Origin of the sequence: Amycolatopsis ruanii (assembly GCF_003385175.1) — a bacterium.
Lineage (GTDB): Bacteria > Actinomycetota > Actinomycetes > Mycobacteriales > Pseudonocardiaceae > Amycolatopsis_E > Amycolatopsis_E thermalba.
In genome coordinates, this window is sequence record NZ_PQHY01000067.1 from 1 (window position 1) to 22,492 (window position 22,492).

Sequence of the window (22,492 nt, forward strand, 5' to 3'; positions counted from 1 at the left end):
CTTCCTCGTCTGCGACGGCCTCAAAGGTCTCCCGGAGACCGTCACGAACGTGTGGCCGCAGACCATTGTTCAGACGTGCATCGTTCATTTGATCCGCAATACGTTCCGGTTGGCAGCGCGGCAGCACTGGGACGAGATCAAGCGGGATATCAAACCTATCTACACGGCTCCGAATCCTGGCGCCGCACTCTCCGCGCTGGACGAACTCGAGGAGAAATGGGGCAAGAAATATGGTGCGATGGTTCGACTCTGGCGCAACGCGTGGGAAGAATTCGTGCCGTTCCTGGACTACGATGTTGAAATTCGGCGCATGATCTGCTCGACGAACGCAATCGAATCACTGAACGCCCGCTACCGGCGGGCGATCCGCGCGCGTGGACATTTCCCCACCGAGCAAGCCGCGATGAAGTGTCTGTATCTTGTGACTCGCAGCCTGGACCCGACCGGGACCGGCCGCGCCCGATGGACAATGCGCTGGAAGCCAGTCATCAACGCGTTCGCCATCACGTTCGGTGACCGCTGGCCGGGAGCCGAAACCTACTAACCGAACCGCCGGAAACACCGATCACGGGATAGACCCTCTTCTGATGACTGGTGAAGTAGCAGTATCCGAACTCTGCGCTATTCGCCAGCTCGCTACAGCGTTTGCGGTTGTGAACAGGGCCAGCGGTACACCCTAGAGCCTCCTACTTGACCGGTTGTCGGCGGAACAATGACGGGAGTGAAGCCTGTTGTGGTATTAGTTGCTGCCATGAAACCTCAGCATGACCTGTTCGACCTTATGCAGCAAATGAGCAATCATATGGCCGCAGAGTATGCCCGAATCCGGTTGAGGGCGCGCGAAGACCCTGGTACGGCTGGCGATCAGGGTGAGGAAAACTGGGCTGAACTGCTGCGGCGATGGCTGCCTGCTGGCTGTCATGTAGTCACAAAAGGGAGAGTAATCTCGTCTACAGGCCAGGTAAGTGGACAACTGGATGTGTTCGTCTTGAGCCCCCAGTATCCACGTGGCCTTTTGGGTAACAAACTGCGCCTTGCCGCAGGCGTACTGGCCGCGTTTGAATGCAAAAACACCCTTCCACCCAGGGATGTTCGGAGCACTCTACAAAAGGCAGCCGCACTCAACGCACTGTCGCGTTCGGACCCTTCAGTCAAGCATCGAATAACTTCCGGACTTCTAGCTCATTCGTCAGAATTTCCAGCTGGCAAAGTCGATGGAAATCAACACCCAATCGGCTTGTCGCTGCATCAGATAGGTATGGATGTTGTCCAGAATCCATTCGACTACTTGGACCTTGTATGCGTAGCTGACGTTGGCACATGGGAACTAACACTGGCAAGCATGGAAATCCCTGAAGTAATGCCAGAAAGCTTGATAAGTAGCTACAACGGCCCAATGCGCATACCTGGCGAAGGGCCACTGTTTAGAAACACGCCTCCCGACCCAGTTAAACATGATATCCAACCAAACGCAATTGGACGATTCTTGGCGATTCTACTGAGGGAGTTGGGTAAGGATGACAACACCCTAATGCCAATGGCTCGATATTTTCACAACGTCGGCCTCACGGGTATCGGTGGCGGTATCGTTCGAGATTGGCCACTGAATAGAGAGCGACCTGACGATGAAAGCTAAACGCGGACCACGCCAAACAGATAATCATCGTTCAGGCTCTCTCAACATCCGTTACTCCCACCAGTCAGGGCAGCCATCATCTGGGTTATGATTTGAACACGACAACCCGTGGAGCATTTCGATCGCAAGCACCGTGGATGACTGCTGAAGCGCCAGATCGTGACTCAATTCCCGCCGTCACACGATTCGTTGCCCATTGTGGTGATGACCGGCACCCATTCGCCACCGCCGGTGGCGTAGTCAGCCCAGGTGTAGCCAGTGTCCACACTGTTGTGGACAGCATGGTTCCGCCTCTTCTGCGCTTTACGTATCTGACGCACATGTGACTGCCAAGTGACTTTGTCAGTGTTCGAAAGCTTTTCCCAGACTTTTTTCAGCAACGCGCCTGCCGTCAGTGCCCCAGGACTTGTTTGTGGATCCAACTTGCGCAGAATACGGCCGAGCACGGCTTCGGTTTCAGCCGCTTGGACCATGATGAGACCGCGAAGCCGTTGCATACCGGACGTGTCATAGCCGCTGGGCTCGCCACGACCGTCCTCGCTAGGCCGCCAGTAGACGTCGTTGAGGATGTCCGACCACTCACGTACCTGCTCACCGAACTGAGGCTCCTGAAGGTCCCACCAGTCGACAGGTGGCGAGTCATCACGTAGATCGTTCCAGGTTGGCAGCGCCGGCTGCTGTTCTCCCACGCAGAACAGTATGGCCTGATCTTCATCTCAACACCACTGAAATGACGACGAAGGGTCGACATGCGACGTTGTACCAATATTCTGACATCCGACAAAGGTGTCCATTTTCCGATGCTTTCGAGATCATCTAACTGTCGGTTGGTTGGTTCGGGCGGTGGCGGTCAGGTCGGCAGCGAGGTAGTCGGTCCAGCTGGCTTGGGCGAACTTGGCCCAGGCGTGGGCTGTTCCGGGGTGGATGCCGAACAGGTCGGCGATCACGATCGGCGGCAACTCGCCGACGGCCTCGATCATGGCGGTGTTGCGGGCAGCGAGCGTAGGCAATCCGTGCTGCCGCAGGAGTTTCTGCGTTGTCCGAGCGCTTCGTGGCTTGCCGGGCTGGCTGGCGGGCAACAGGTATCGGGGTGGCTCACCGTCTGGTGGACGCACCATGGACCGGTAGTGCGGGTGGGCGAGGTGCTCGTCGATCAGCGCCGCCAGTTTGGGTGGCAGCAAGACCGGATGGTTGCCGATGGTGAGGTAGGCGTCGCCGTTGGCGCGGTGGAACCGGTCGGCGGTGAGCTCGACGATGCGGCTGATCGGCAGGCCGAAGAGTCTGACCAAGCTTCCGATGATTCACACCTCGCGCGGGAGGCTGTCGTCGTTGAGGCAGCGGCGCAGTTGTCGACGGTACTGCTCTTCGGTCTGAAAGTGGATCGGCAAGCTGTTCTTACTGGCTGGGAACTCCAACCCGGTGGTGAGTCGGCGCTGGCTGGCCCAGCGCAGAAAGGAGGCGAGTTCCCTGCGTTGGGTCGGGTTGGTGTCCAACCAGTGGTCGAGCTGCTCTTGGGCCAGCGTGTCGAGCGTGGTTGCGGTGGCGTCGAGCCAGTCCAGGAACCTGATGGCGGCGCGGATGTCGGTGCGGTCGTGGGCTGCGGCGGCCTCGGTGTATCGGTTGCAGGCGTCGCGTCGGCGGGCGTCGCGAATCACGTGCCATTCGGCGAAGGGGCGGATGATCCGCTGCTGAGGTTTGGGCAGCCGGTCGATCGTGCGGTCGGCCCAGGCTTCCAACCGGTTGAGGTGTTCGGCCCGTGGGGGCAGGGCGCCAGTGGCGATGAGCGCGTCGCGGACGTAGCGGGTGCTGCGGGTGGGCGGCAAGCCGTCCAGCAGGGCGTGGGTGATCTCGACGGGCGCGGCGGCCAGATCAGCCAGCAAGGTTGCCGCTGGGTGGTAGTAGAGCCAGTTCAAGACCGAGTACTCATTCGAGGCGGCAGTCAGTGCCTGCGCCAGCGGCTGAAGTTGTTGTGCAACAACGTCATCGTGGTCGCTGAGCAGGTCGTGGACGCGGTGGGCGACGACGCAGCGGGCGCAGCAGCCGTCGGCGTGCAGCCTGCCGGGCCGGCCGCACTCGCGGCAGGTGAAGTCCACTGTGGATCCTGCGCATGGTCCGCAGATGTCCTCGTTGTTGTCGCTGCGGCCGACCAAGACTCGCACGAGGGCGCATCGCGGGCACCGGGCGGGGTTGCGCAGGTGGTGGAAGGCGCAGCGGAAGCAGACCGAGCCGCGGGGCCAGTCTCCATACAACTGGGCGGTCTGACCGCAGTCATGGCACTGGCCAGATCGGCGAGGGCGGCAGGCAGTGCAATGGAAAGCCCCGCCACGGCCACCGAAGCCACTGCCCGGCCGGACCCGACCGCAGACCACACACCGGCCGGTCTGCCGGTAGCACTGAGCGCACCGGTCTGGCAGGTCGCCGACCGCTCGGATGCGGATCGGGCGGATTTGTCCGCAGATCCCGCAACGTCGTGGCGGACGCTGGTAACAGCTATGGCAGACCGGGCCGTCTTCCGTGACGGCCGCCGTTCGGCGGTGATTACCGCATCGGCTGCATTGGCGGGTGAGTTTGGGAGCGCACGACTCGCACTAGGCGCCGCCGTCGGCTCGTCGCTTGGTCGGTCGGCGGCGACGCCCGCACTCGACGCACTCTTCGAACAGGTCCTCGTCGGTGGCGTAGCAGCGTCGGCAGATCGGTCCTTCCGGGCGGCGGGTGACGACGTGGGCCTCCTGCCTGCACCGAGCGCAGGTGTGCACTTTTGTCTTGTGCTTGCACCAGTTGCAGCATCGACCGTCCGGGCTGCGGCATTCCAGCAGTCGATCGGAACGGCCACAGATCGAGCACGCTGGTGCGTTGACCGGGTGGCCTGCGGCGGCCAGCAGGTCCAAAAGCCGGGCCAGCGCCAGCGGACAGTCCGACGGCGGGACATGCAGCGCGTCGGGATGCTGGTCGAGGTAACGGTGCAGCGCCAGCGCACCCCATGCCGTCCACGCCTGTGCCTGTTCCAAGATTTCCTGGGCCTCTGGCGGGGTCACGGCGGGCTCGGTGATGTTCTGCACGTCCGTGATCAGCCTGGCTCGGGCGCCCTCTCGGGCGGCGATGCGATCCAGACGCTGCTTCTCACCGTCACGGTTGCGCACTCGACGCCGCGCCGTCGTCCGGGTCAACGGCGCGTCCGATGTGGTCACCGCTGGCCGGGGCGGCAGCCGGCATCCCCGTTGATCACAACTCGCTGCGCGCCACCGGAGACATCCTGTTCCCCCAGGCAGGCAACTACACCCTCCGCGTCCTGGCCAACGACGGTGTGCGTGTCTGGATCGACGAGCAGCTGATCATCGACGACTGGCGCAACACCGCCGCAGTCTGGAGGCAGGCCACCGTCAACAGTCCTGCGGCTGGTGCTGCCAAGCGCATCCGGATCGACTACTACGAGTTCGACAACAACGCCCAACTCGAGCTGCACTGGACGACTCCCTCCGGAGTCCAGCAGGCAGTGCCCGGCAGCCAACTCAAACCTCGCTACGGCCTGACCACTTCGACAGTCACAGACGAGTCCGATGGTGTGCCGAACAAGACCGAAAGCACGCAGTACGCGGCTACCGGACTTGACCCCGTCTACTCAGCACCAGCGGGGACCACAACCGACCCCTCGGGGCTGGCCTTGACCAGCCGCAGCGGGTACGAAGCGGTCGGGACGGGCTACCTGCGCACCACGTCGAAGAGCATGCCCAGCGGCGCAACCACGACCTACGCCTTCTACGGCGACACCGAAACCAGGGCCAACCCCTGCGTTCCGGGAAGCCCGGCGATCAATCAGGGAGGCATGGCGAAGCTGACCACCGGCCCAGCGCCCCTGTCCGGCAACCCGCGGGTGGACGAACAGGTCTACGACGCGTCCGGACGCACCATCGCCAAGGCAACGGGCGGCGAATGGTCGTGCACCACTTACGACGCCCGTGACCGGGTGGTGCAGCAGACCCACCCGGCCAACGCCACCGCAGGCGCTCGCACGGTGACAACGAACTACGCCGTCGGCGGGGACCCGCTGACTACGTCGATCACGGACGAGTTCGGCGTCGTTACCACCACGGTGGACCTCCTCGGGCGGGTCGTGGCCTACACCGACGTCCACGGCACACGCACCGAGACCACCTATGACCAGGCAGGTCGTTCCGTTCAGGTGAAGGTGGTCCCGCCGGCTGACCCGGCGCAGATCTCGGTGATGACCTATGACGATGCGAACCGTCTGCTCACACTCACATTGGCAGGGACGACTCTGGCCACCGCGTCGTATGACGCGGCTGGTGAGCTCAAATCCGTCGCCTACAGCAATGGCAGTGCCCTCACGGCCATCGGTAAAGACCCGGCCGGGCGAGCCACATCCCTGACCTGGGCGACCAGTGACGGCGCCCAGATCGTGTCGCAGGTCGGCCGGACAAGATCAGGAACGATCATCGACGAAGCACTCGGCGGTGTCGACCCACGACCCAACGCCCCCAACTATCTCTACGACGCCGCAGGACGGCTGACCCAAGCCTGGGTCGCCGGACACCACTACACCTACGATTTCACCTCACCGGCCCCGGCTGCTTGCCCGACCGGGACACAGGCGAACGCCGGCCTGAACACCAACCGCGTCCGATTGCTCGACGAAACATCGAGCGGAACAGTCGAGACCGGCTACTGCTACGACGCCGCGGACCGCATCCTGGCCACCACCGGAGCGAACCCGATCACCAGCATCACCTACGACAACCGTGGCAACACGACCGCATTCACCAACGGAGGCTCGACAACCTACCTCGGCTGGGACACCGCGGACCGACACCTCACGGCTCGCACCACCGGCGCCGACCCCGCCGACGTCGCCTACGTCCGGGACGCCACCGATCGCATCACCCGCCGCGGCGCCACCCAGGGCGACGACGTTACCGATGTCCTCTACTCCTACACCGGAGACGGTGACTCGGCGGACCTTGCACTCGACGCCGCCAAGAAGCTGCTCACCCGATCGATCAGCCTTCCCGGCGGCGTCCTGTACACCCTGCGTAACGACACAACGCCGACGACTACTACGTGGGGGCACCCCACCATCCGTGGGGACCTCAGCCTCACCACAAACGCCACCGGCGCCAAGGTCGGCGATCTGCGCACGTACACGCCGTTCGGCGAGCCGCTGACCGCTGTCGGGGCCGTCGATAACGACAACGTGCCAGACAACCAGGCTGGGCAGCTTGACTACGGATGGCTTGGGCAGCACCAACGGCCCTATGAGCATGCCGGTGCGCTAGCGATCGTGCAGATGGGATCGCGCCCCTACCTGCCGGCATTGGGTCGTTTTCTGTCCGTAGACCCGGTCGAAGACGGATCCGCCAACGACTACGACTACGTCGCCGGTGACCCCGTGAACGCCACCGATCTCGACGGGCATGCCCGTTACCGAGCCAAGAGCCGCTGGTATCGCTACAAGTACTCGTGGCGCTACAGCTACAAGAAGTCTTGGCGCTGGGCCAAGCCGAGATACAGTCGCAAGTACGTCGTGACCCGCGCATCGTACAAGGCCTCCTACAAGTACTGCTCACGTGTAGGACGGCCCGGTCGAACGAAGTACAACTGCGGCCACCACCTCAGTTGCCCTTACGGCCCTGGCTCAGGCTCGACCAGGAAATACAACCCCATCCCGATGTCAGTGGTTAAGAAGGTTGTGAGCGGCTGCCTGTTCGGTGGCGGGCCAGGCGGATACACATCGGCGAAATGGCTGCTCCGAAACGCGGCCCGAGCAGCCAAGGCCGGAGGGCCGATTGGGTTCATCGTAGGATGCGGCATCGGGATTTGGGCGTCGTATTGACAGGCGAGAGGCAGGAGACAGTGCACGGTGTCCGGATTGCGGCGAAGGTGGCCCTGGTCATCGCGGTCGTAGTCGGCAACGCTCTCGTCCTCAGGTACCTCGGCCTGGTATCAGCCGTGGTGTACACGGTCGTCGCGGTGGCGGTCTTCAGCCTCGCCGCCCGGCGGCCCTCAAACCGAAAGTAACGATGTCGTGAGCGCGGGCGCCGTCGCCATCCGGTGACGGCGCCCGCAGCCGTCTGCTCGACAGGTCCCGCCAGGCCCCACGTGTGCGGCAGATAGGGTTCGTCGCGACCATTCTCCGGAAGTCGGGAGCAAACCGTGAGGTTGGATGCCGCCGTTGTCGGCAAGAGCGCCGGACCACAGGCCAAGTTGACGAAGCGCGTCCCCGTCGTTGTCTTGACGGTGCTCGCGGTGGTGCCGGTCGGCTTGGCGTTGTGGACTGCGGCGCGTACCTCGCGGCTGCACGTGTTGCTCGACTACTGGCACGTGCTCGCGAAGATCACCTCGGATGACGGCTCGCTGGTGCCGGGGCAGGTGCTGACCTACCACCTGGACCAGCCCTTCGCGGTCCCGTCATTGCTGTTCTGGGCCGATGCGGGGTGGTTCGGCGGCGACAACAGGGTTTTGACTGTCCTGACGGTGCTGCTGCTGGCCTGCGCGGTGCTTCTGCTCCGGGGGATGGTGCCGTCCACAGTGCCGCCTGTGATCAAGGCCGCCCTGACGGCCGGATTCGCGTGGCTGCTGTTGTCCTCGCACCTGGCGGAGCTGTGGTTGCAGGGCACGAACGGCATCAGCTGGGTGCCGGCGGTCGTTTGCGGGGTCGTGGCGGTGGCGGCCGCGCACCGTGGGCAGGTGTGGTGGGCCTGGGGTGCGGCGTTGGTGGCCTGCCTGTGCTTCGGCGCGGGGCTGCCGGTGTGGTTCGCGGTCGCGGTGGCCACCTGGTTGCGGGGCGAGCGGATTGGGCGGGTGGTCACCCCGTTGCTGGCCGGGCTGCTGGTGGTGGCGGCGTGGTTCCTGACGAAGCCGGCGGGGCCGCAGTCGCTGGCGACGACGGCGATCGATCCGGACCGACGGTTGTCGGTTTTCGGTGCGGCGCTGGGCGGGTTGTGGGCGGTGGACACGCCGGTGGTGGCGGTGATCGCCGGTGGCGCCACCGTTGCGGCGCTGGTGTTGCTCACTCTGCCCGCGTTCCGCAGGACCCGGGAGGCCGCGCCGGTGGCGGGTTGGATCGCCCTGGCGGTGTATGCACTGCTGCTGGCCGGATTGGTGGCGCTGGGCCGCTCGACGACGGTAGCGGTCGCGGGTGGCAACGTGGGGCTGTTGGGCCGGTACGGTCTGGCTGGCGCGCTGGCGACGTGCGCGTTGTTGGTGCTGGTGGTCGTGGCACGGCCGGCGCTCCCGCAGCGGTATGTCGTCACCGCGGTGGTCACGCTTGGGCTGGTCACGCATGCGATCGGCGGCGGGACTCAGGACCAGGCGCGGGCGAATTATGCGTCGCTGGGTCTGGCGGCGGTGGCGTTGCGGGTCGAGGCTCGGGAGACGCTCACCGCGATGCAGATCGAGCCGTCGGCGATACCGGCCGCGCGGGCGTTGGGCGCGTATCCGTTCACGGATGATTTCAGCCTCGGTTGTGCTCATCAGCTCGGCCAGTCCCTGGACCTCACCGCCGTGCCGGTGCTGCCCGGTCCGGCGGATGCGGGAACCACCAAGGGGGTCGTCGACACCTCGGTGTTGGCGGGTGACACCGTGATCTCGGGTTGGGCGCTGGTCCAGGGGCAGGTTCCGGATTGCGTGCTCGTGACCGATGCGGCCGGGACGATCGTCGGTGGTGGTGTCACGAACGTCGCCCGGCCGGATCTGGCGTGGCCCGGCTGGCGGGCCGTGGCCGCTCCAGGTGCGACGGGACTGAGCGTGGTCGTGGCCAGTGGTGATGCGCTCTACCGCGTCGAACCCAGCGGCTCCTGAGACGTTTGGGGGCAGAACGCCTTCATCGAACGGGACGCGATCCGCACGGCCTGCACCGGCGAGTACCCGCGGTCCTGTAGCTCGCTGACGATGGTGCGTGGGGTGATGCCGCCGGCTATGGCCGCGCAGATCGAGTGTGCGAACTGCGTAACCTCGGCGTCTGTTCCGCGGACCGAGTCGGTGCGCAGGTCCTGGACGAGCCCAGCGTCATGCGCGGCCGGTTCCGCGTCGCCGGGGGCCGCGACGATGAAGATGATGGCGCCGAGGAGCAGAGCTGGGAGCCACGCGTGCCGGCGTCTGATCACGAATACGCCACCTGCGTGCGGCCGGTCGCGCTGTCCCAGGCGATGGTGCCGTGCTGGAAGTTCGTGCGCCGCCCGCCGGTCACGGCGTACTCGTCGCTGGTCGGGTAGCCGAGCGCGCTGCGTTCCCAGCCCAGTGAGGCCCAGGTGTCGCGGATGGCGCCGTAGACGGACCAGGCGCCGGTGGTGGGGGACCAGTAGATGGACGCGGCTTTGGAGAAGTGGTTGTAGCGGCCGACACCGTCCGGTGCCGCCGTCTCGTCGGTGGCCGGGTAGCCCATGGCTCCGGTTTCCCAGCCGAGTGCGGCCCAGCGGGACCGGATCTGTCCTTGCACGGAATGGGCGCCGGTGCTGGGTGTCCAGTAGACGGATGCGCCGCCGGCGCCGTTGAAGTGGTTGTACCGGCCCACTCCGTCGGGCGTGGTCGACTCGTCGGTGGTGGGAAAGCCGAGGACCTGGGTTCCGCCGCGGGCCAGCCAGGTGCTGCGGATCTGGCCGTGAACCGACCGCGCTCCGGTGGCGGTGCTCCAGTAGATGGAGGCGCTATCGGCACCGGCGAAATCGTTGTAGCTGCCGCCGTCGACCGGGGTTTCGTCCGTGAGCGGGAAGCCCAGCAGGCCACCGGGGCCGCCGAGGTTCTGGTAGTGGCCGAGAATGGCGCCGCGCACGGACCAGGCGCCGGTGCTGGGCCGGAAGTACATGGTGCCGTGGTCGTAGTTCTGCGCCCATCCGCCGGCGACCGTGTACTCGCCGCCGGACACGTTTCCGAGTGGGGAGGCGGCGCCGCCGAGCGCGCTGTAGTGGGCTTGGAGCTTGTCGGGCTCGTCACCGGTCGCGAACGCGGCGAGTTGTTCCGGTGTGCCGTTGAACCAGTCCTGGTCGCCGGGAAAGGTGCCGGAGGTGGCGTACTGGAAGAAGGTGTACTCGCTCCAGCTCGCCGGGATGGTGGGCGCGCCTCCGGCGTCGGAGTTGCTCGGCGCGATCCAGAGGGGGTCGTTGCCGAAGCCGCTGTCGTTGCCGGTGCAGTGGCTCCACCAGCCGGTGGTCGTGTAGATGATGGGCCAGCGGTTCGTGCGGTCGTGCACCGTCGTGGCGAAGTCGGCGATCCACGCGGACATCTGGGTGGTGGTGAGGCCGTAGCACCAGCCTGCCCAGTCGGCGGTGCCGTAAGGGTTGTATTCGATGTCGAGCACCGGCGGAAGCGTGTGCCCGTCGGCGACCCAGCCACCTCCGTGATCGAGGAAGAACAGCGCCTGCGCCACGCCGCCGGAGCGGTCGGGCAGCGCGAAGTGGTAGGCGCCGCGGCGGAGTCCGGCGTTGGCCGAGCCGGAGTAGTTGGCCGTGAACTGGGGGTCGGTGTAGGTGGTTCCTTCGGTGGCCTTCATGAACGCGAACTTCGCTCCAGCCCCGGCGACCGCGGACCAGTCGACCGCGCCCTGGTGGTGGCTCACGTCCAAGCCCGGCGTCGTCGCGGACACCTGAGCACTTGTCGCTGCCATCGACACGAGCACAGACACCGCGATGACGCACGCCTGTCGCAACCGTGACACCTGTTCCTCCCCGTGCTTGCTCGGGCCCGCACTCGTATCGACAGTTCTCCGATTCCGTTACCGCCCGGGATGGAAAGCGCTATTTCGTCCCTTTTGTCATCGCCCTGATGGCCTATTGCGGTCTGTGCTCATAGCTCCACCTGCTCTTCTTGGCAATGGTGATCCATGCCTCAATTCGTCCTGTAACGAGAACGCCTTCCTTAAGCGATGCTGAGAACTGGACGGCGGGTCTGAACCTTCCGTCCGGCGCGGAGCTGCTGCGAGGCAACGGATCTGCGTGTCGCCGTGGTGTCGTGGGCGCCGCGGTCCGGTCGGCGCGTCGAGGGGTCGTCGTGCCGCTTAGGGGAGGTACTGGCTTTGTTCTCGCTGTCCCGAAATGTCAGCAAGAATCGCTGGGTAAGATTTGTCCAGTTCATCTTGATCTGCACCCTGGTTGTGTGGGGTGTCGAAATCTCGCCGACGCCGGCGAGTGCGGCGGCGCCGACGCCGGTCGATCCGCGTGAGGTTCCGCTGGTGGCGTCGGCGCCGGCGGCTCCCGACGCCCCGGATGCTCCCTCCACGGCGAACTTCGCCGCCCAGTCACGTCACGACGGGGGAGCGGGAAGCCATTTCGACCCGCAGCGGTCCACACCGATCTCGCGGTCGATGTTCGTCACTGAGTACCTCAACCCGGACGGCACCCACTCCATCCAGCAGTCCAACCAGCCGCTGAACGTGCAGGACGAGACCGGTGCCTGGCAGCCGGTCGACACCGCGCTCTCGCGCGACGCCGCGACCCACCGTGCGGACGCGGACGACCATCCGCTGAGCCCGTCGCTGGCGACCACCGCCAGCGACCCGGCCGTGCTGCAGGTCGAGTCCGGTGGCAAGACCGCCAGCCTGGCTCTGGACCAGGCTGCGCCCGCGCAGGCGCAGGTGCAGGGCGACTCGGTCACCTATCCCGAGGTCGCGCCCGGCACGGACCTCGACTACGAGGTCACGCCCGGCGCGGTGAAGGAGACCATCAAGCTCAAGCGCCCGCCGGCCGATGGCCGCTCGTCGTGGCGGTTCAAGCTGAACACCGGCGGACTGACCCCGCGCCTGGAGCGCAACGGCGCCATCACCCTCGCCGACGAGAGCGGCACCGCGAAGATCGTGCTGCCGCCGATCGAGACCTGGGACTCGGCCGGCAACGGCGAGACCGCCCCGGCCATGACCGGCGGCACCTATCACCTCGAGCGCGCGGGCGCCGACTGGTGGCTCACCGTCGCCGTCGATCCCGCCTGGCTCAACGACCCCAAGCGCGTCTACCCGGTCTCCATCGACCCGACCTTCACCTACGGCGTCACCGAAAGCCACGCCTACCGCTCCGACGGCTACAACTGTGACGCCTGCGGTCTGCGCATCGGCAACAGCCAGGCCAACGGCGACACCTACAACCGCAGCGTCTTCCACGTCGACTACACACCGCTGTTCGGCAAGACCGTGGTCGGCGCGCGCATGGACCTCTCCCGCAACACGAGCGTCGTCGGCTCGGTGAAGACCTGGAACGCGAACCTCTACCACGCCTCCGGCTTCAACTTCAACGGCGTCGGCGGCTACATGGCCAGTGCGCTGGTGGGCGACGTCGGCAGCTTCTCCGGCGAGGGCCTGACCGGCTTCATCCGCGACCGGGTCAACGCCCGCGACGGCTCGGTGTTCTTCATGATGATCGGCGCCGAGAACGCCGGCATCTGGACCTACAAGAACCTCAACGCCACCCTCATCGTCGACACCGGAACCCCCGCCCCGGCGGCGACTCTGGTGAGCCCGGCCGACGGCACGGTCTCGACCTCGCTCACCCCCACTCTTGCGGTCAAACCGGTGACCGATCCCGACGGTGACCCGGTCACCTACTGCTTCCGCGTGGCCACCGGCGCCGACGCCAAGTCGGGCGTGGTCGTGGACTCCGGTTGCCTGTCCACCCCGACCTGGACGGTCCCGGCCGGGGTGTTGCAGGACGGCGTCGCCTACACCTGGCAGGCGATGACCTACAGCGGCAGCACCACGATCACGCCGACCTGGGTCGGCCACTTCAAGATCGACCAGCGCATCGGCGACCATGGCCCTTCGCCGACGGACGAGGCCGGGCCGGTCACCGTCAATCTTGCCAACGGCAACGTCTCCACCGCCGAGCAGACCCCGACCTTCAACACCGTCGGCGGTAATGCCGGCATCAGCTTCACCTACAACTCGCAGCAGACCGAGTCCAAAGGCCTGCGCGCCTCGTACTACGCCGACCTGTCCCACAACGGGCTGATCAACGACGCCCAGCAGCCGGTGCTGGTGCGCACCGAACCGCAGGTCAACGTCGACTGGGGCGACGCGTCGCCGTTCGCCCCGGCGCTGGCGCCGGACTGGTTCGTCGTGCGGTGGGAGGGCTACTTCCAGGCCCCGGCGAATGGGACCTACCAGTTCGCCGCCGTGCACGACGACGGCGCCGTGATCTGGCTCAACGGCAGCAAGGTCTACGACGTCACCGGCGTCAGCGACGTCAACTGGACCCAGTCCACCGGCGTGGCGATGACCGCCGGACAGCGCCTGCCGCTCAAGATCGAGCTCGCCGAGGGCGTCGGTCTCGCGAGGATGCGGCTGTTCACGCGCACCGATGACAACACCACGGTGCCGCCGCAGATCGTGCCGGCCGACTGGCTGTCCACCTCCGACCTGCCGGCTCTGCCCAAGGGCTGGACGATGTCGGCCGACCTCGACGGTGACGGCTCGAGCTACACCGAGGCCAAGGTCACCGACCAGAACATCGTGCTCACCGACGCCACCGGCGCCAAGCACACCTGGACCAAGAAGTCCACCGGCGGCTACACCCCGCCCACTGGCGAGGACGGCGTGCTGGCGCTGGACAACGCCGGCCGGGTCACCTTGAGCGACGGCGGTGACGTGTTCACCTTCCGTTCCGACGGCAAACTCGACACCCAAGCCTCCTCAATCGATTCACGCAAACCCGCTGCCCTGCAGAACATCTACGACGGCACGCCGTCCCGCCTGGTGCAGATCAAGGACCCGGTCTCCGGACGGGCGCACGTGCTGCACTACAACCGCAGCGGTGACGACTGCTACCACGGCCTCACCCCGCCGGTCGGGGCCGACGCGGTCGCGCCCTCGCAGATGCTGTGCCGGATCTCGTACTGGGACGGCACCGAAACCCTGATCTGGTACTCCAACGGCCGGCTCGCCCGGATCGAGGACCCGGGCTCGGCGGACACCGACTTCGGCTACGACGCCGACGGCCTGCTGACCTACCAGCGCTCGCCGCTGGTCAACGACTGGGTGGCCGTCGACCCGGCCACCCGGTACACCAACTTCGACGTCATGACCAAGATCGACTACGACAAGACCTCGGGCAAGCCGAAGGCGGTCAAGGTCACCGAACCGCAGCCCGCACCGGGGCAGCCGCGGCCGGAGACGTCCTACCGGTACGACCCCGCCAACCGCCAGACCTTCACCGACACCGCGGGGCTGAATCCGGCGATCGGCTTCGCCAGCAAGGTCACCTACGACGAGGCCGACCGCACCCTGTCCACCACCGACGCCGCGGGCAAGACCTCGACCCAGGAGTGGAGCGTCAAGGACCTGCCGCTGTCCACCACCGACCCGGCGGGCCGGAAGTCGACCACGGTCTACGACTACGCCGACCGGGCCACCGACTCCTACGGCCCGGCGCCCGCGTCGTGCTTCACCGGACAGCTGCCCAACGGCACCTGCGCCGGTATGTCCCACGGCCACACCGGCTACGACGAGGGCATCAACGGCCTGTCGGTGGCCTACTACGACAACGACAGCCTCTCCGCCGCGCCCAAGGTCTACACCACGGGTATTGGCAGCCCCGGCGGGCAGCTGGTGAAGAACTGGAACAACGACGCCCCGACCACGGGCATCCCCGCGGACCACTTCTCCTTGCGCGCCACCGGCGACATCGTGTTCCCCGCCGCCGGTGACTACACGCTCCGCGTGCTCGCCGACGACGGCGTGCGGGTGTGGATCGACGACCAGATCGTCATCGACGACTGGCGCAACACCACCCCCGCATGGCGCACCGGCGTCGTCCACAACGACGTCCCTGGCGCAGCCAAGCGGATCCGGGTCGACTACTACGAGTACGACCTGACCGCGCAACTCGAGCTGCACTGGACCACCCCGTCCGGCGTGCAGGAGGCCGTGCCGGGCACCCAGCTCAAGCCGCGCTACGGCCTGACCACCTCCACCACCGCCAGCGAGTCCGACGGCGTCCAGGACAAGGTCGGCACCACCCGCTTCGACGAAAACGGTCTCGACCCGGTCTACGGGCTGGCGTCGTCCGGCCAGGGCAACCCGGGCGGCCTCAAGATCGCCGGGTCGGTCAGCTACGAGGCACCGGGCACTGGCTATCTGCGCAAGACCAGCAAGACGATGGCCACCGGCGCCAAGACCGCCTACACCTACTACGGCGACACCGAGACCCGGGCCAACCCCTGCGTCGCGGGCAGCCCCGCGGTCAACCAGGGCGGCATGCCCAAGCTGACCACCTCCACCACCCCGGCATCCGGTCCCGCCCGGGTCGACGAGCAGGTCTACGACGCCTCCGGGCGGGTGATCGCCGAAGCCACCGGCGGCGCCTGGACCTGCACCACCTACGACGTCCGCGACCGGCCGCTGGAAGAGCGCGTCCCCGCCTCGGCCGACGCCCCCGCACGCACGGTGACGCACAACTACGCCGTCGGCGGCGACCCGCTCACCACGTCGGTGTCGGACGACAAGGGCACCATCACCACGACCGTGGACCTGCTCGGCCGCGATGTCGCCTACACCGACGCCAACGGCGTGCGCACCACGACCACCTACGACCAGGTCGGGCGCGCCACCTCGAGCACCATCACACCGCCGAACGCGGCCGACGCGCCCAGGACGTTGTCGTTCACCTACGACGACGCCGGACGGGTGCTCACCCAGAAGCTGGACAGCGCCACCGTAGCCACGGTCACCTACGACAACGCTGGCGAACTGGCCACCGTCGCCTATGGCAACGGCACCTCACTCGCCACGGTGACGAAGGACTACGCCGCCCGGCTCACCAGCCTGGGCTGGAAGACCAGCGACGGAAAGGACATCGTCAGCCAGGTCGGCCGCACCTCAGCCGGCACGATCATCGACGAATCCCTCGTCGGCGTGGATGCCAGACCGAATGCACCCAACTACATCTACGACGGCGTCGGACGCCTGACTGAGGCCTACGTCGCCGGGCACCACTACACCTACGACTACACCTCGACCGCCTCGGCGACCTGCCCGACGGGCACCCAGGCCAACGCCGGCCTCAACACCAACCGCATGCGGCTGCTCGACCAAACCGCATCCGGCACCGCCGAGACCCGCTACTGCTACGACGCCGCCGACCGGCTCCTGGCCACCGAAGGCGCCACCGCGCTGACCAAGGTCGCCTACGACGCCGACGGCAACACCACCAGCTGGACCGCCGCGGACGGCACCGTCACCACGCTGAAGTGGGACGGCTCCGACCGCAACATCAGCGCCCGAATGGTGAGCCCTAACCTCGCACTGAACGCTGACGTCGTCTACACCCGTGACGCGGCCAACCGAATCATCCGCCGCGACCCGCTCAACTGTGACAACAACACCGTCACGCGCTACGGCTACACGGGTGACAGCGATACTGCCGACCTCACCCTGGACGGCGACAACCGGCTGACCTCGCTCACTCTCACTCTGCCGGGCGGCGTGCTGTTCACCAGCAAGGTCAGCAATGGTGGGGCCTTCACGCCGACGTACGACCACCCGACCATCCGTGGCGACCTGGTCCTGACCACCGACGCGGCCGGTCACCAGGTCGGCGACTTGCGTACCTACGACCCCTACGGCCAGCCGTTGACGGCTGCCGGGGCCGTCGACCCGCAGAACGTGCCGGACAACTCACCCGGCTCGATGGACTACGGCTGGCTCGGCGAGCACGAACGCCCGTACGAGCACGCTCAGGGGCTTGCCATTGTCCAGATGGGTGCTCGCCCGTACAGCCCGCAGCTCGGCCGATTCCTGTCCATCGATCCGCAGGAAGGTGGTTCGGCTAACGATTACGACTACGTCACTGGCGACCCCATCAACAAGACGGACCTCGACGGCTTGTGGTGGTCCTGGCTCAGCTCCGCCGCGAAGGCGGTAGGAAACTTCGCTCGCGCTCACGCTCACCAAATCGTGTCGTTCGCCGTTCCAATCGTGGCGACCGTCGGAGCGGCGGCCGTCTGTGCTGGCACCGCAGGTTTTGGTTGTGTCGCCATCGCGGGAGCAGTCATCGGTGCTGCCGCCAGCGGCGCAGGCCACGCCGCAGTCGCGCAACTACGACACGAACCCATCACGCGCCGCCGGGTGATTGGCTGGATGGCCAAGGGCGCTCTCTCCGGATTCCGGGGCGCTGTGGGGGCGCGGGCTGGTCTATCATTCGGGGCACTAGGGAAGCGGTTCGTGCGCTCCAGAGGGAACATGCGAGCAGTCGCACGCCATATTCGCGTTTCCCGAGCCCTACTGCGCACGCGACACAATTGGAGGATCCGCTGAAACGGATCAGCCGCGAACACCTTCGCGACATCGTCCTCGTCGTCGCGACCTGCTGGCTCGTGCCCTTCGGAGTAGCCCTTCCCTTCGTGTTGCACAATCCGATCTTCGCTGTGATCTTCGCGACCATCGGGTGCGCAGTTCTGCTTGGCCTCGGGCTGGTGGTCAAGATGTGGGACCGGATACGCGGTAGGAAATAGGCAACGTGGTTGTAGTGGCGGCCGTTGTCTGGCTCAGGTGCAGACGACGGCCGCCACGCGTGTCGATCGGGAACCTTTCTCCACGCTGGACAGCCTCGTGTGCAGCAACGTGCTAGTAGGAGCTTAAGTCCCGTCCAACTGCGCACCGCAGATTGAGATGCCCGAGCTGCTGTCGCGCTGGTTGTCGGCTGATACGTGTCAGGGCCCGCTAGCCACCAAGCGGAGATGTTCTCGGCGCGGTCGACTTGCCTTCGCTGATCCTTCGCCGCCTCCCCGACTGACCGTCTTTGCAAGCCCGAAGACGTGCCGGTTGAACTCGTCGTACCGTTGCGGCCCCGTTCGGGGCTAGTACAGCCTCTCGATGGGGAGCAGTTCAACCAGTCACCTCGGGGTGTAGCTGGACCCAATCGTCAGCTGCGTCCCGGTTCATGCTGCCTGCCCCTGGGGCAAAGCTGGGGCATGGCCCCGCTTACAGCCGCGTTCATCGGTATCGAACGTCACTGAACTGCCCCAGACTGCCCCAGTTGACCTGCGGTTTCTCCAAAGTCGCAGGTCAGGCGGGTTAGTGCACCACACTGGCAGTGTGGGGGTCGTGTGAGTGTGTATGACCTCAACTGGCGGCCGACGAGGAGTGAACCTTGGAGCGCCGTGCCTACTCGCGTTGTCGTGGCGGCGGGTTGGGCTGGGACCGTTGCGGCTGTCCCATGTGGGCAATTGGTGGGGTGCCGAGGCTTGCTGAGTAGCTCCGCGGTCCTGGTTCTGCCCCCTGATCACCGAGGGTCACGTTGCCGGCGAGGCCTATCGAGCATCTTCTTCGGTTAATTGGGTGAGGTGGTTGTGGTGTTCGATGCCCAGACGGGGAGCACCGTGGGGAGCAAGATGGGAGCAGGACCGCGCGCTGAACCGTCCGGAACGAGGCCCAACAGCCCTGAACGCTCCGCGCTGACCTGCAGGAGTCGTGTTTTTGCAGGTCAGCGCGGTATCGCGGACATAGTTCACACCGAAGAGGTCACTGGTTCGATCCCAGTATCGCCCACTCACACGGCCTGCCGGCGGAGTCGCCGGCAGGCCGTTGGTTTCGGGGGAGATGCTGCGGAGTGAGCGAACAGATCTCGTGCGTCTGGCGGGACACCATCACCGACGACGAGATGGTCGACCTCGTCCGGTCGCACGGCGGCAACTCCGTTCCCGGCTGGTGGAGCCAGGTCCGGCAGCACAGCCTCGGCTGGGTGGGTGCCCGTGACGCTGACGGGGTCCTGGTCGGCTTCGTGAACGTGGCGTGGGACGGTGGCGACCACGCCTTCCTGATCGACACGAAGACTCGCGGCTCGCACCAGCACCGCGGGATCGGCACCGCGGTCGTCCGCCTGGCGGCGGAGCAGGCACGGGCGGCGGGCTGCGAGTGGCTGCACGTCGACTTCCGGCCGGAGCTGCGCCGCTTCTACTTCGACGCCTGCGGCTTCCGCCCCACCGACGCCGGGCTGATCCACCTGGCCGCGGAAGGCTGACCCGGGCGGGACGGGGTCACCGCGCGGTGAAGAACGCGATCATCTCCTCCAGTCCGCGCCCGCCGAACAGGGTTTCCAGGCTGGCGGCCGATTCGGCGGCGATGGCCGCGCTGCGCGGGAACAGCGCCTCCTCGTAGGCGGTCAGCGCCTTCTCGGCGTCACCGCGGTCGGCGGCGATCGCCAGCGCCAGTTCGGCGCCGTCCAGCATGGCTTGGTTCGCGCCCTCCCCGGCGAACGGCGACATCAGGTGGGCGGCGTCGCCGAGCAGGGTCACGCCCGGGACGCGGTCCCAGCGGTGCCCGACCGGCAGCGCGTGGATGCGGCGCGGCGCGATGGTGTCCGCGTCGGCGATCAGGCCGCGCAGGCCCTCGTCCCAGCCGTCGAACCGGGACAGCACCGCGGCCTTGGCCGCCGCGGGATCGGTGAAGTCGATGGTGTCCAGCCAGTCCTCGCCGGCCTTGACCGCGGCGTAGACGTGCAGGCTGCCGTCGGTCTCGCGGTGGGCGAGGAAACCCCGCTCGTCGCCGAGCCCGAGGAACAGCCCGCCGCCGACGACGGCGGCGCTGCGCGGGTGACGGCTGTCGGCGTCCAGCAGGTCGGTCTCCACGAACGAGATGCCGGTGTAGGCGGGCTCGGCGGCCGAGACCAGGGGCCGGATCCGCGACCAGGCCCCGTCGGCGCCGATGAGGAGATCGGTGGTGGTGGCGGAGCCGTCGGCGAAGGTCACTTCATGGCGTCCGCCGTCCAGCGCGCGGGCCGCGGTGACCTTGCGGCCCCAGTGGACCGTGCCGTCCGGCAGTGAGCCGAGGAGCAGGTCACGCAGGTCGCCGCGGTCCACCTCGGGCCGCGCGCCGGTGCCGTCGTCCGGGTGGGACACGTGGACGGTGCCGTCCGGGCCGGCCAGGCGCAGGGCCTGGCCACCCTCGTGGATGATCTTGCGGAACTCGTCGTGGAGGCCCGCCGCCCGCAGCGCGTCCTGCCCGCTCTCCTCGTGGATGTCGAGCATTCCGCCCTGGGTGCGTGCCCTCGCTGACGTCTCCAGTTCGAACACGGCTGCCTCGATGCCGTGGACGTGCAGGACCCTGGCGGCGGTGAGACCGCCCAGACCTGCACCGATGATCGCGATGGGGTGGTGGCTGCTCACGGCCTTCTCCAATGCCTCGGGTGCGGCGACACGTCCAGCGTAGCGAACATGTTCGTCACGAACGAGTTCGGCAAAGGTGAAGCGTGGCGAGGGAGGCGGCGGCGCGAGGCCGCTACGGGAGCGGGGTGTGCGTGATCCCGTTGATCAGCACGTGGAAACCCCAGGTCAGACGGTCTTCCGCACCGGTGAGCAGCTCGGGCAGGTGCGCCTTGATCGCCGGGTGGGTGCTCTCGTCCACTTCGTGCACGGCCCGGCTGAGCGCATGCCAGTCGCGCTCGGCGTTCGGGTCCTGCTCCTGCGTCGCGTGCTCCGCGGCGGTGGCTGTGGCGTACTGGAGCAGGTTGTCGACTCCCCAGGCGACCTGCTGCCGGGGCGCGCCGCTGCGGGCGAGGAGTTGCAGGACGCGCTCGAGGAGGGCGAGGTAGTTCGGGCCGTTCGGGCGGGCCACGAGAGCCGAGCGGGCGAGCTGCGGGTGCTCGAACAGGACGAGGGTGTAGGAGGTGAGCACGGCGACGAGCTGGTCCCGCCAGCCGGGCCCGGCGGTCTCGGCGGCCAGGTCGACCTGGCCGAGCTGCGCGTCGAGCACGGCCGCGTGCAGTTCGGCGGTGTTGGCGACGTAGACGTACAGCGAGGCCGGGCCGGTGTCCAGCTCCTTCGCCAGGCGGCGCATGGTCACCTTCTCCAGCCCCTCGGAGCGCATGATCCGCACCGCGGTGTCGATGATCCAGCGCCGGCTGAGCGCGGGTTTGGCGGGACGATCACGACGGCTGACCGGTTCCGGGCTGGTGGACATCCGGCGATGGTAACGAACGTGTTCGTGCCCGACTGGGGATGACAGGACCAGGCACGGTCCCCGCCCGGCGGCTTACCGTGGGAACGTGGCCGACGATCGGAACCTGCTGGGCGACTACCTCCGCGCCCGCCGCGAACTCGTCACCCCCGAACAGGCCGGGCTCCCCGTCCACGGCGTGCGCCGGGTGCCCGGCCTGCGCCGCGAGGAGGTCGCGATGCTGGCCGGCATCAGCGCCGACTACTACCTGCGCCTCGAACAGGGCCGCGACCGCAAACCGTCGGTGCAGGTCCTCGAATCGATCGCCCGGGCGCTCCAGCTCGACGACGAGATGACCGCCTACCTGGTCGGGCTCGCCGCCGACCGGCCCCGGCGCAAGCGGCGGCCGCGGCAGGAGTTCGTGCCGCCCAGCATCGTCCAGCTCCTCGGGACGCTCCCGCTGCCGGCGTTCGTGGAGGGGCGCTACCTGGACGTCCTCGCCGCCAACGCCCTGGCCACGGCGCTCTCGCCGCGCCTCACCCCGGGCGCCAACCGGCTGCGTGACGTGTTCCTCGACCCGGGCGAGCGCGACCTCTTCCCCGACTGGGAGGCCGCCACCGAAGCGCTGATCGCGGGCTTCCGCCAGTCGGTCGGCACCGACATCGACGACCCCCGCTTCGTCGAGCTGGTCGGTGAGCTGTCCCTCGCCAGCCCCCGCTTCCGGCAGCTCTGGGCGCGGCACGACGTGCAGCCGCGGCAGGGCGCGATGATGCGCTTCGACCACCCGCAGGTCGGCCGTCTTGTGCTGTACCGGGAAAAGCTCGAGGTCACCACCGGCACCGAGGGGATGATGCTCGTGGTGTACCACGCCGACGCCGGGAGCAGCGACGCCGAGAAGCTCGCGTTGCTCGCCTCCGCCGCCCTGCCCGCCCGGTCGGCTTCCTGATCGATACGAAGACTCGCGGCTCGCGCCCTCCCGGCCCGGGCCCCGG

15 protein-coding genes are annotated in these 22,492 nt (G+C 67.1%); 7 read left to right on the plus strand and 8 right to left on the minus strand.

Annotated elements, in window-relative coordinates; all coding sequences use genetic code 11:
• Positions 1-544, plus strand: a 544-nt coding sequence (locus D0D28_RS27725; protein ID WP_205413374.1) for an IS256 family transposase, incomplete at its 5' end; no start/stop codon positions are given.
• A gap of 177 nt (positions 545-721) precedes the next feature.
• On the plus strand, positions 722-1,636 hold the full coding sequence (locus D0D28_RS35855; RefSeq protein WP_162831210.1) for a DUF6602 domain-containing protein: 915 nt from the start codon (positions 722-724) through the stop codon (positions 1,634-1,636).
• Positions 1,637-1,800: 164 nt separating this feature from the next.
• Here D0D28_RS35855 and D0D28_RS35860 read toward each other — a convergent pair whose 3' ends face one another.
• The 4 genes from D0D28_RS35860 to D0D28_RS35865 form a co-directional block, all read right to left on the minus strand.
• Positions 1,801-2,325, minus strand: coding sequence for a hypothetical protein (locus tag D0D28_RS35860; RefSeq protein ID WP_162831211.1), 525 nt, complete (start codon positions 2,323-2,325; stop codon positions 1,801-1,803).
• Between the two features lie 123 nt (positions 2,326-2,448).
• Positions 2,449-2,925 (minus strand): hypothetical protein, encoded by a 477-nt coding sequence (locus D0D28_RS27735; protein ID WP_116113702.1) that lies wholly within the window; start codon positions 2,923-2,925, stop codon positions 2,449-2,451.
• A gap of 12 nt (positions 2,926-2,937) precedes the next feature.
• On the minus strand, positions 2,938-3,729 hold the full coding sequence (locus D0D28_RS27740; protein ID WP_116113705.1) for a hypothetical protein: 792 nt from the start codon (positions 3,727-3,729) through the stop codon (positions 2,938-2,940).
• Between the two features lie 495 nt (positions 3,730-4,224).
• On the minus strand, positions 4,225-4,776 hold the full coding sequence (locus tag D0D28_RS35865; RefSeq protein ID WP_162831212.1) for a hypothetical protein: 552 nt from the start codon (positions 4,774-4,776) through the stop codon (positions 4,225-4,227).
• A 38-nt stretch (positions 4,777-4,814) separates the two neighbouring features.
• Between D0D28_RS35865 and D0D28_RS27745 the strand changes: the two genes are divergently transcribed.
• A complete protein-coding gene (locus tag D0D28_RS27745) occupies positions 4,815-7,484 on the plus strand; it encodes a PA14 domain-containing protein (RefSeq protein ID WP_116113707.1) in 2,670 nt (889 codons plus the stop codon).
• Between the two features lie 320 nt (positions 7,485-7,804).
• Positions 7,805-9,451: a DUF2079 domain-containing protein gene (locus tag D0D28_RS27750; protein WP_162831213.1), complete on the plus strand. Its 1,647-nt coding sequence runs from the start codon at positions 7,805-7,807 to the stop codon at positions 9,449-9,451.
• Here the strand turns inward: D0D28_RS27750 and D0D28_RS27755 are convergent.
• Both D0D28_RS27755 and D0D28_RS27760 read right to left on the minus strand, forming a co-directional pair.
• Positions 9,424-9,756, minus strand: a complete 333-nt coding sequence (locus D0D28_RS27755; RefSeq protein ID WP_158224486.1) for a DUF732 domain-containing protein — start codon at positions 9,754-9,756, stop codon at positions 9,424-9,426. The two genes, D0D28_RS27750 and D0D28_RS27755, sit on opposite strands and share 28 nt — an antisense overlap.
• The gene (locus D0D28_RS27760) at positions 9,753-11,231 is read right to left on the minus strand and encodes a GH25 family lysozyme (RefSeq protein ID WP_346009502.1); all 1,479 of its coding nucleotides are present in this window, start codon (positions 11,229-11,231) and stop codon (positions 9,753-9,755) included. Before D0D28_RS27760 ends, D0D28_RS27755 begins: the two co-directional genes overlap by 4 nt.
• Before the next feature lie 429 nt (positions 11,232-11,660).
• On the opposite strand from D0D28_RS27760, the gene D0D28_RS27765 reads away from it, so the two are divergent.
• Positions 11,661-17,882: a PA14 domain-containing protein gene (locus tag D0D28_RS27765; protein ID WP_275895924.1), complete on the plus strand. Its 6,222-nt coding sequence runs from the start codon at positions 11,661-11,663 to the stop codon at positions 17,880-17,882.
• Between the two features lie 1,294 nt (positions 17,883-19,176).
• Positions 19,177-19,587: a GNAT family N-acetyltransferase gene (locus D0D28_RS27775; protein ID WP_425266788.1), complete on the plus strand. Its 411-nt coding sequence runs from the start codon at positions 19,177-19,179 to the stop codon at positions 19,585-19,587.
• A 16-nt stretch (positions 19,588-19,603) separates the two neighbouring features.
• Here D0D28_RS27775 and D0D28_RS27780 read toward each other — a convergent pair whose 3' ends face one another.
• Both D0D28_RS27780 and D0D28_RS27785 read right to left on the minus strand, forming a co-directional pair.
• Positions 19,604-20,731 carry an FAD-dependent oxidoreductase gene (locus D0D28_RS27780; RefSeq protein WP_094008826.1) on the minus strand — a complete coding sequence of 376 codons (1,128 nt, stop codon included), beginning with the start codon at positions 20,729-20,731 and terminating at the stop codon, positions 19,604-19,606.
• Positions 20,732-20,843: 112 nt separating this feature from the next.
• Positions 20,844-21,524: a TetR/AcrR family transcriptional regulator gene (locus D0D28_RS27785; RefSeq protein ID WP_094008769.1), complete on the minus strand. Its 681-nt coding sequence runs from the start codon at positions 21,522-21,524 to the stop codon at positions 20,844-20,846.
• An 85-nt stretch (positions 21,525-21,609) separates the two neighbouring features.
• Between D0D28_RS27785 and D0D28_RS27790 the strand changes: the two genes are divergently transcribed.
• Positions 21,610-22,446 carry a helix-turn-helix domain-containing protein gene (locus D0D28_RS27790; protein WP_116113712.1) on the plus strand — a complete coding sequence of 279 codons (837 nt, stop codon included), beginning with the start codon at positions 21,610-21,612 and terminating at the stop codon, positions 22,444-22,446.
• The last annotated feature ends 46 nt before the right edge of the window (positions 22,447-22,492 follow it).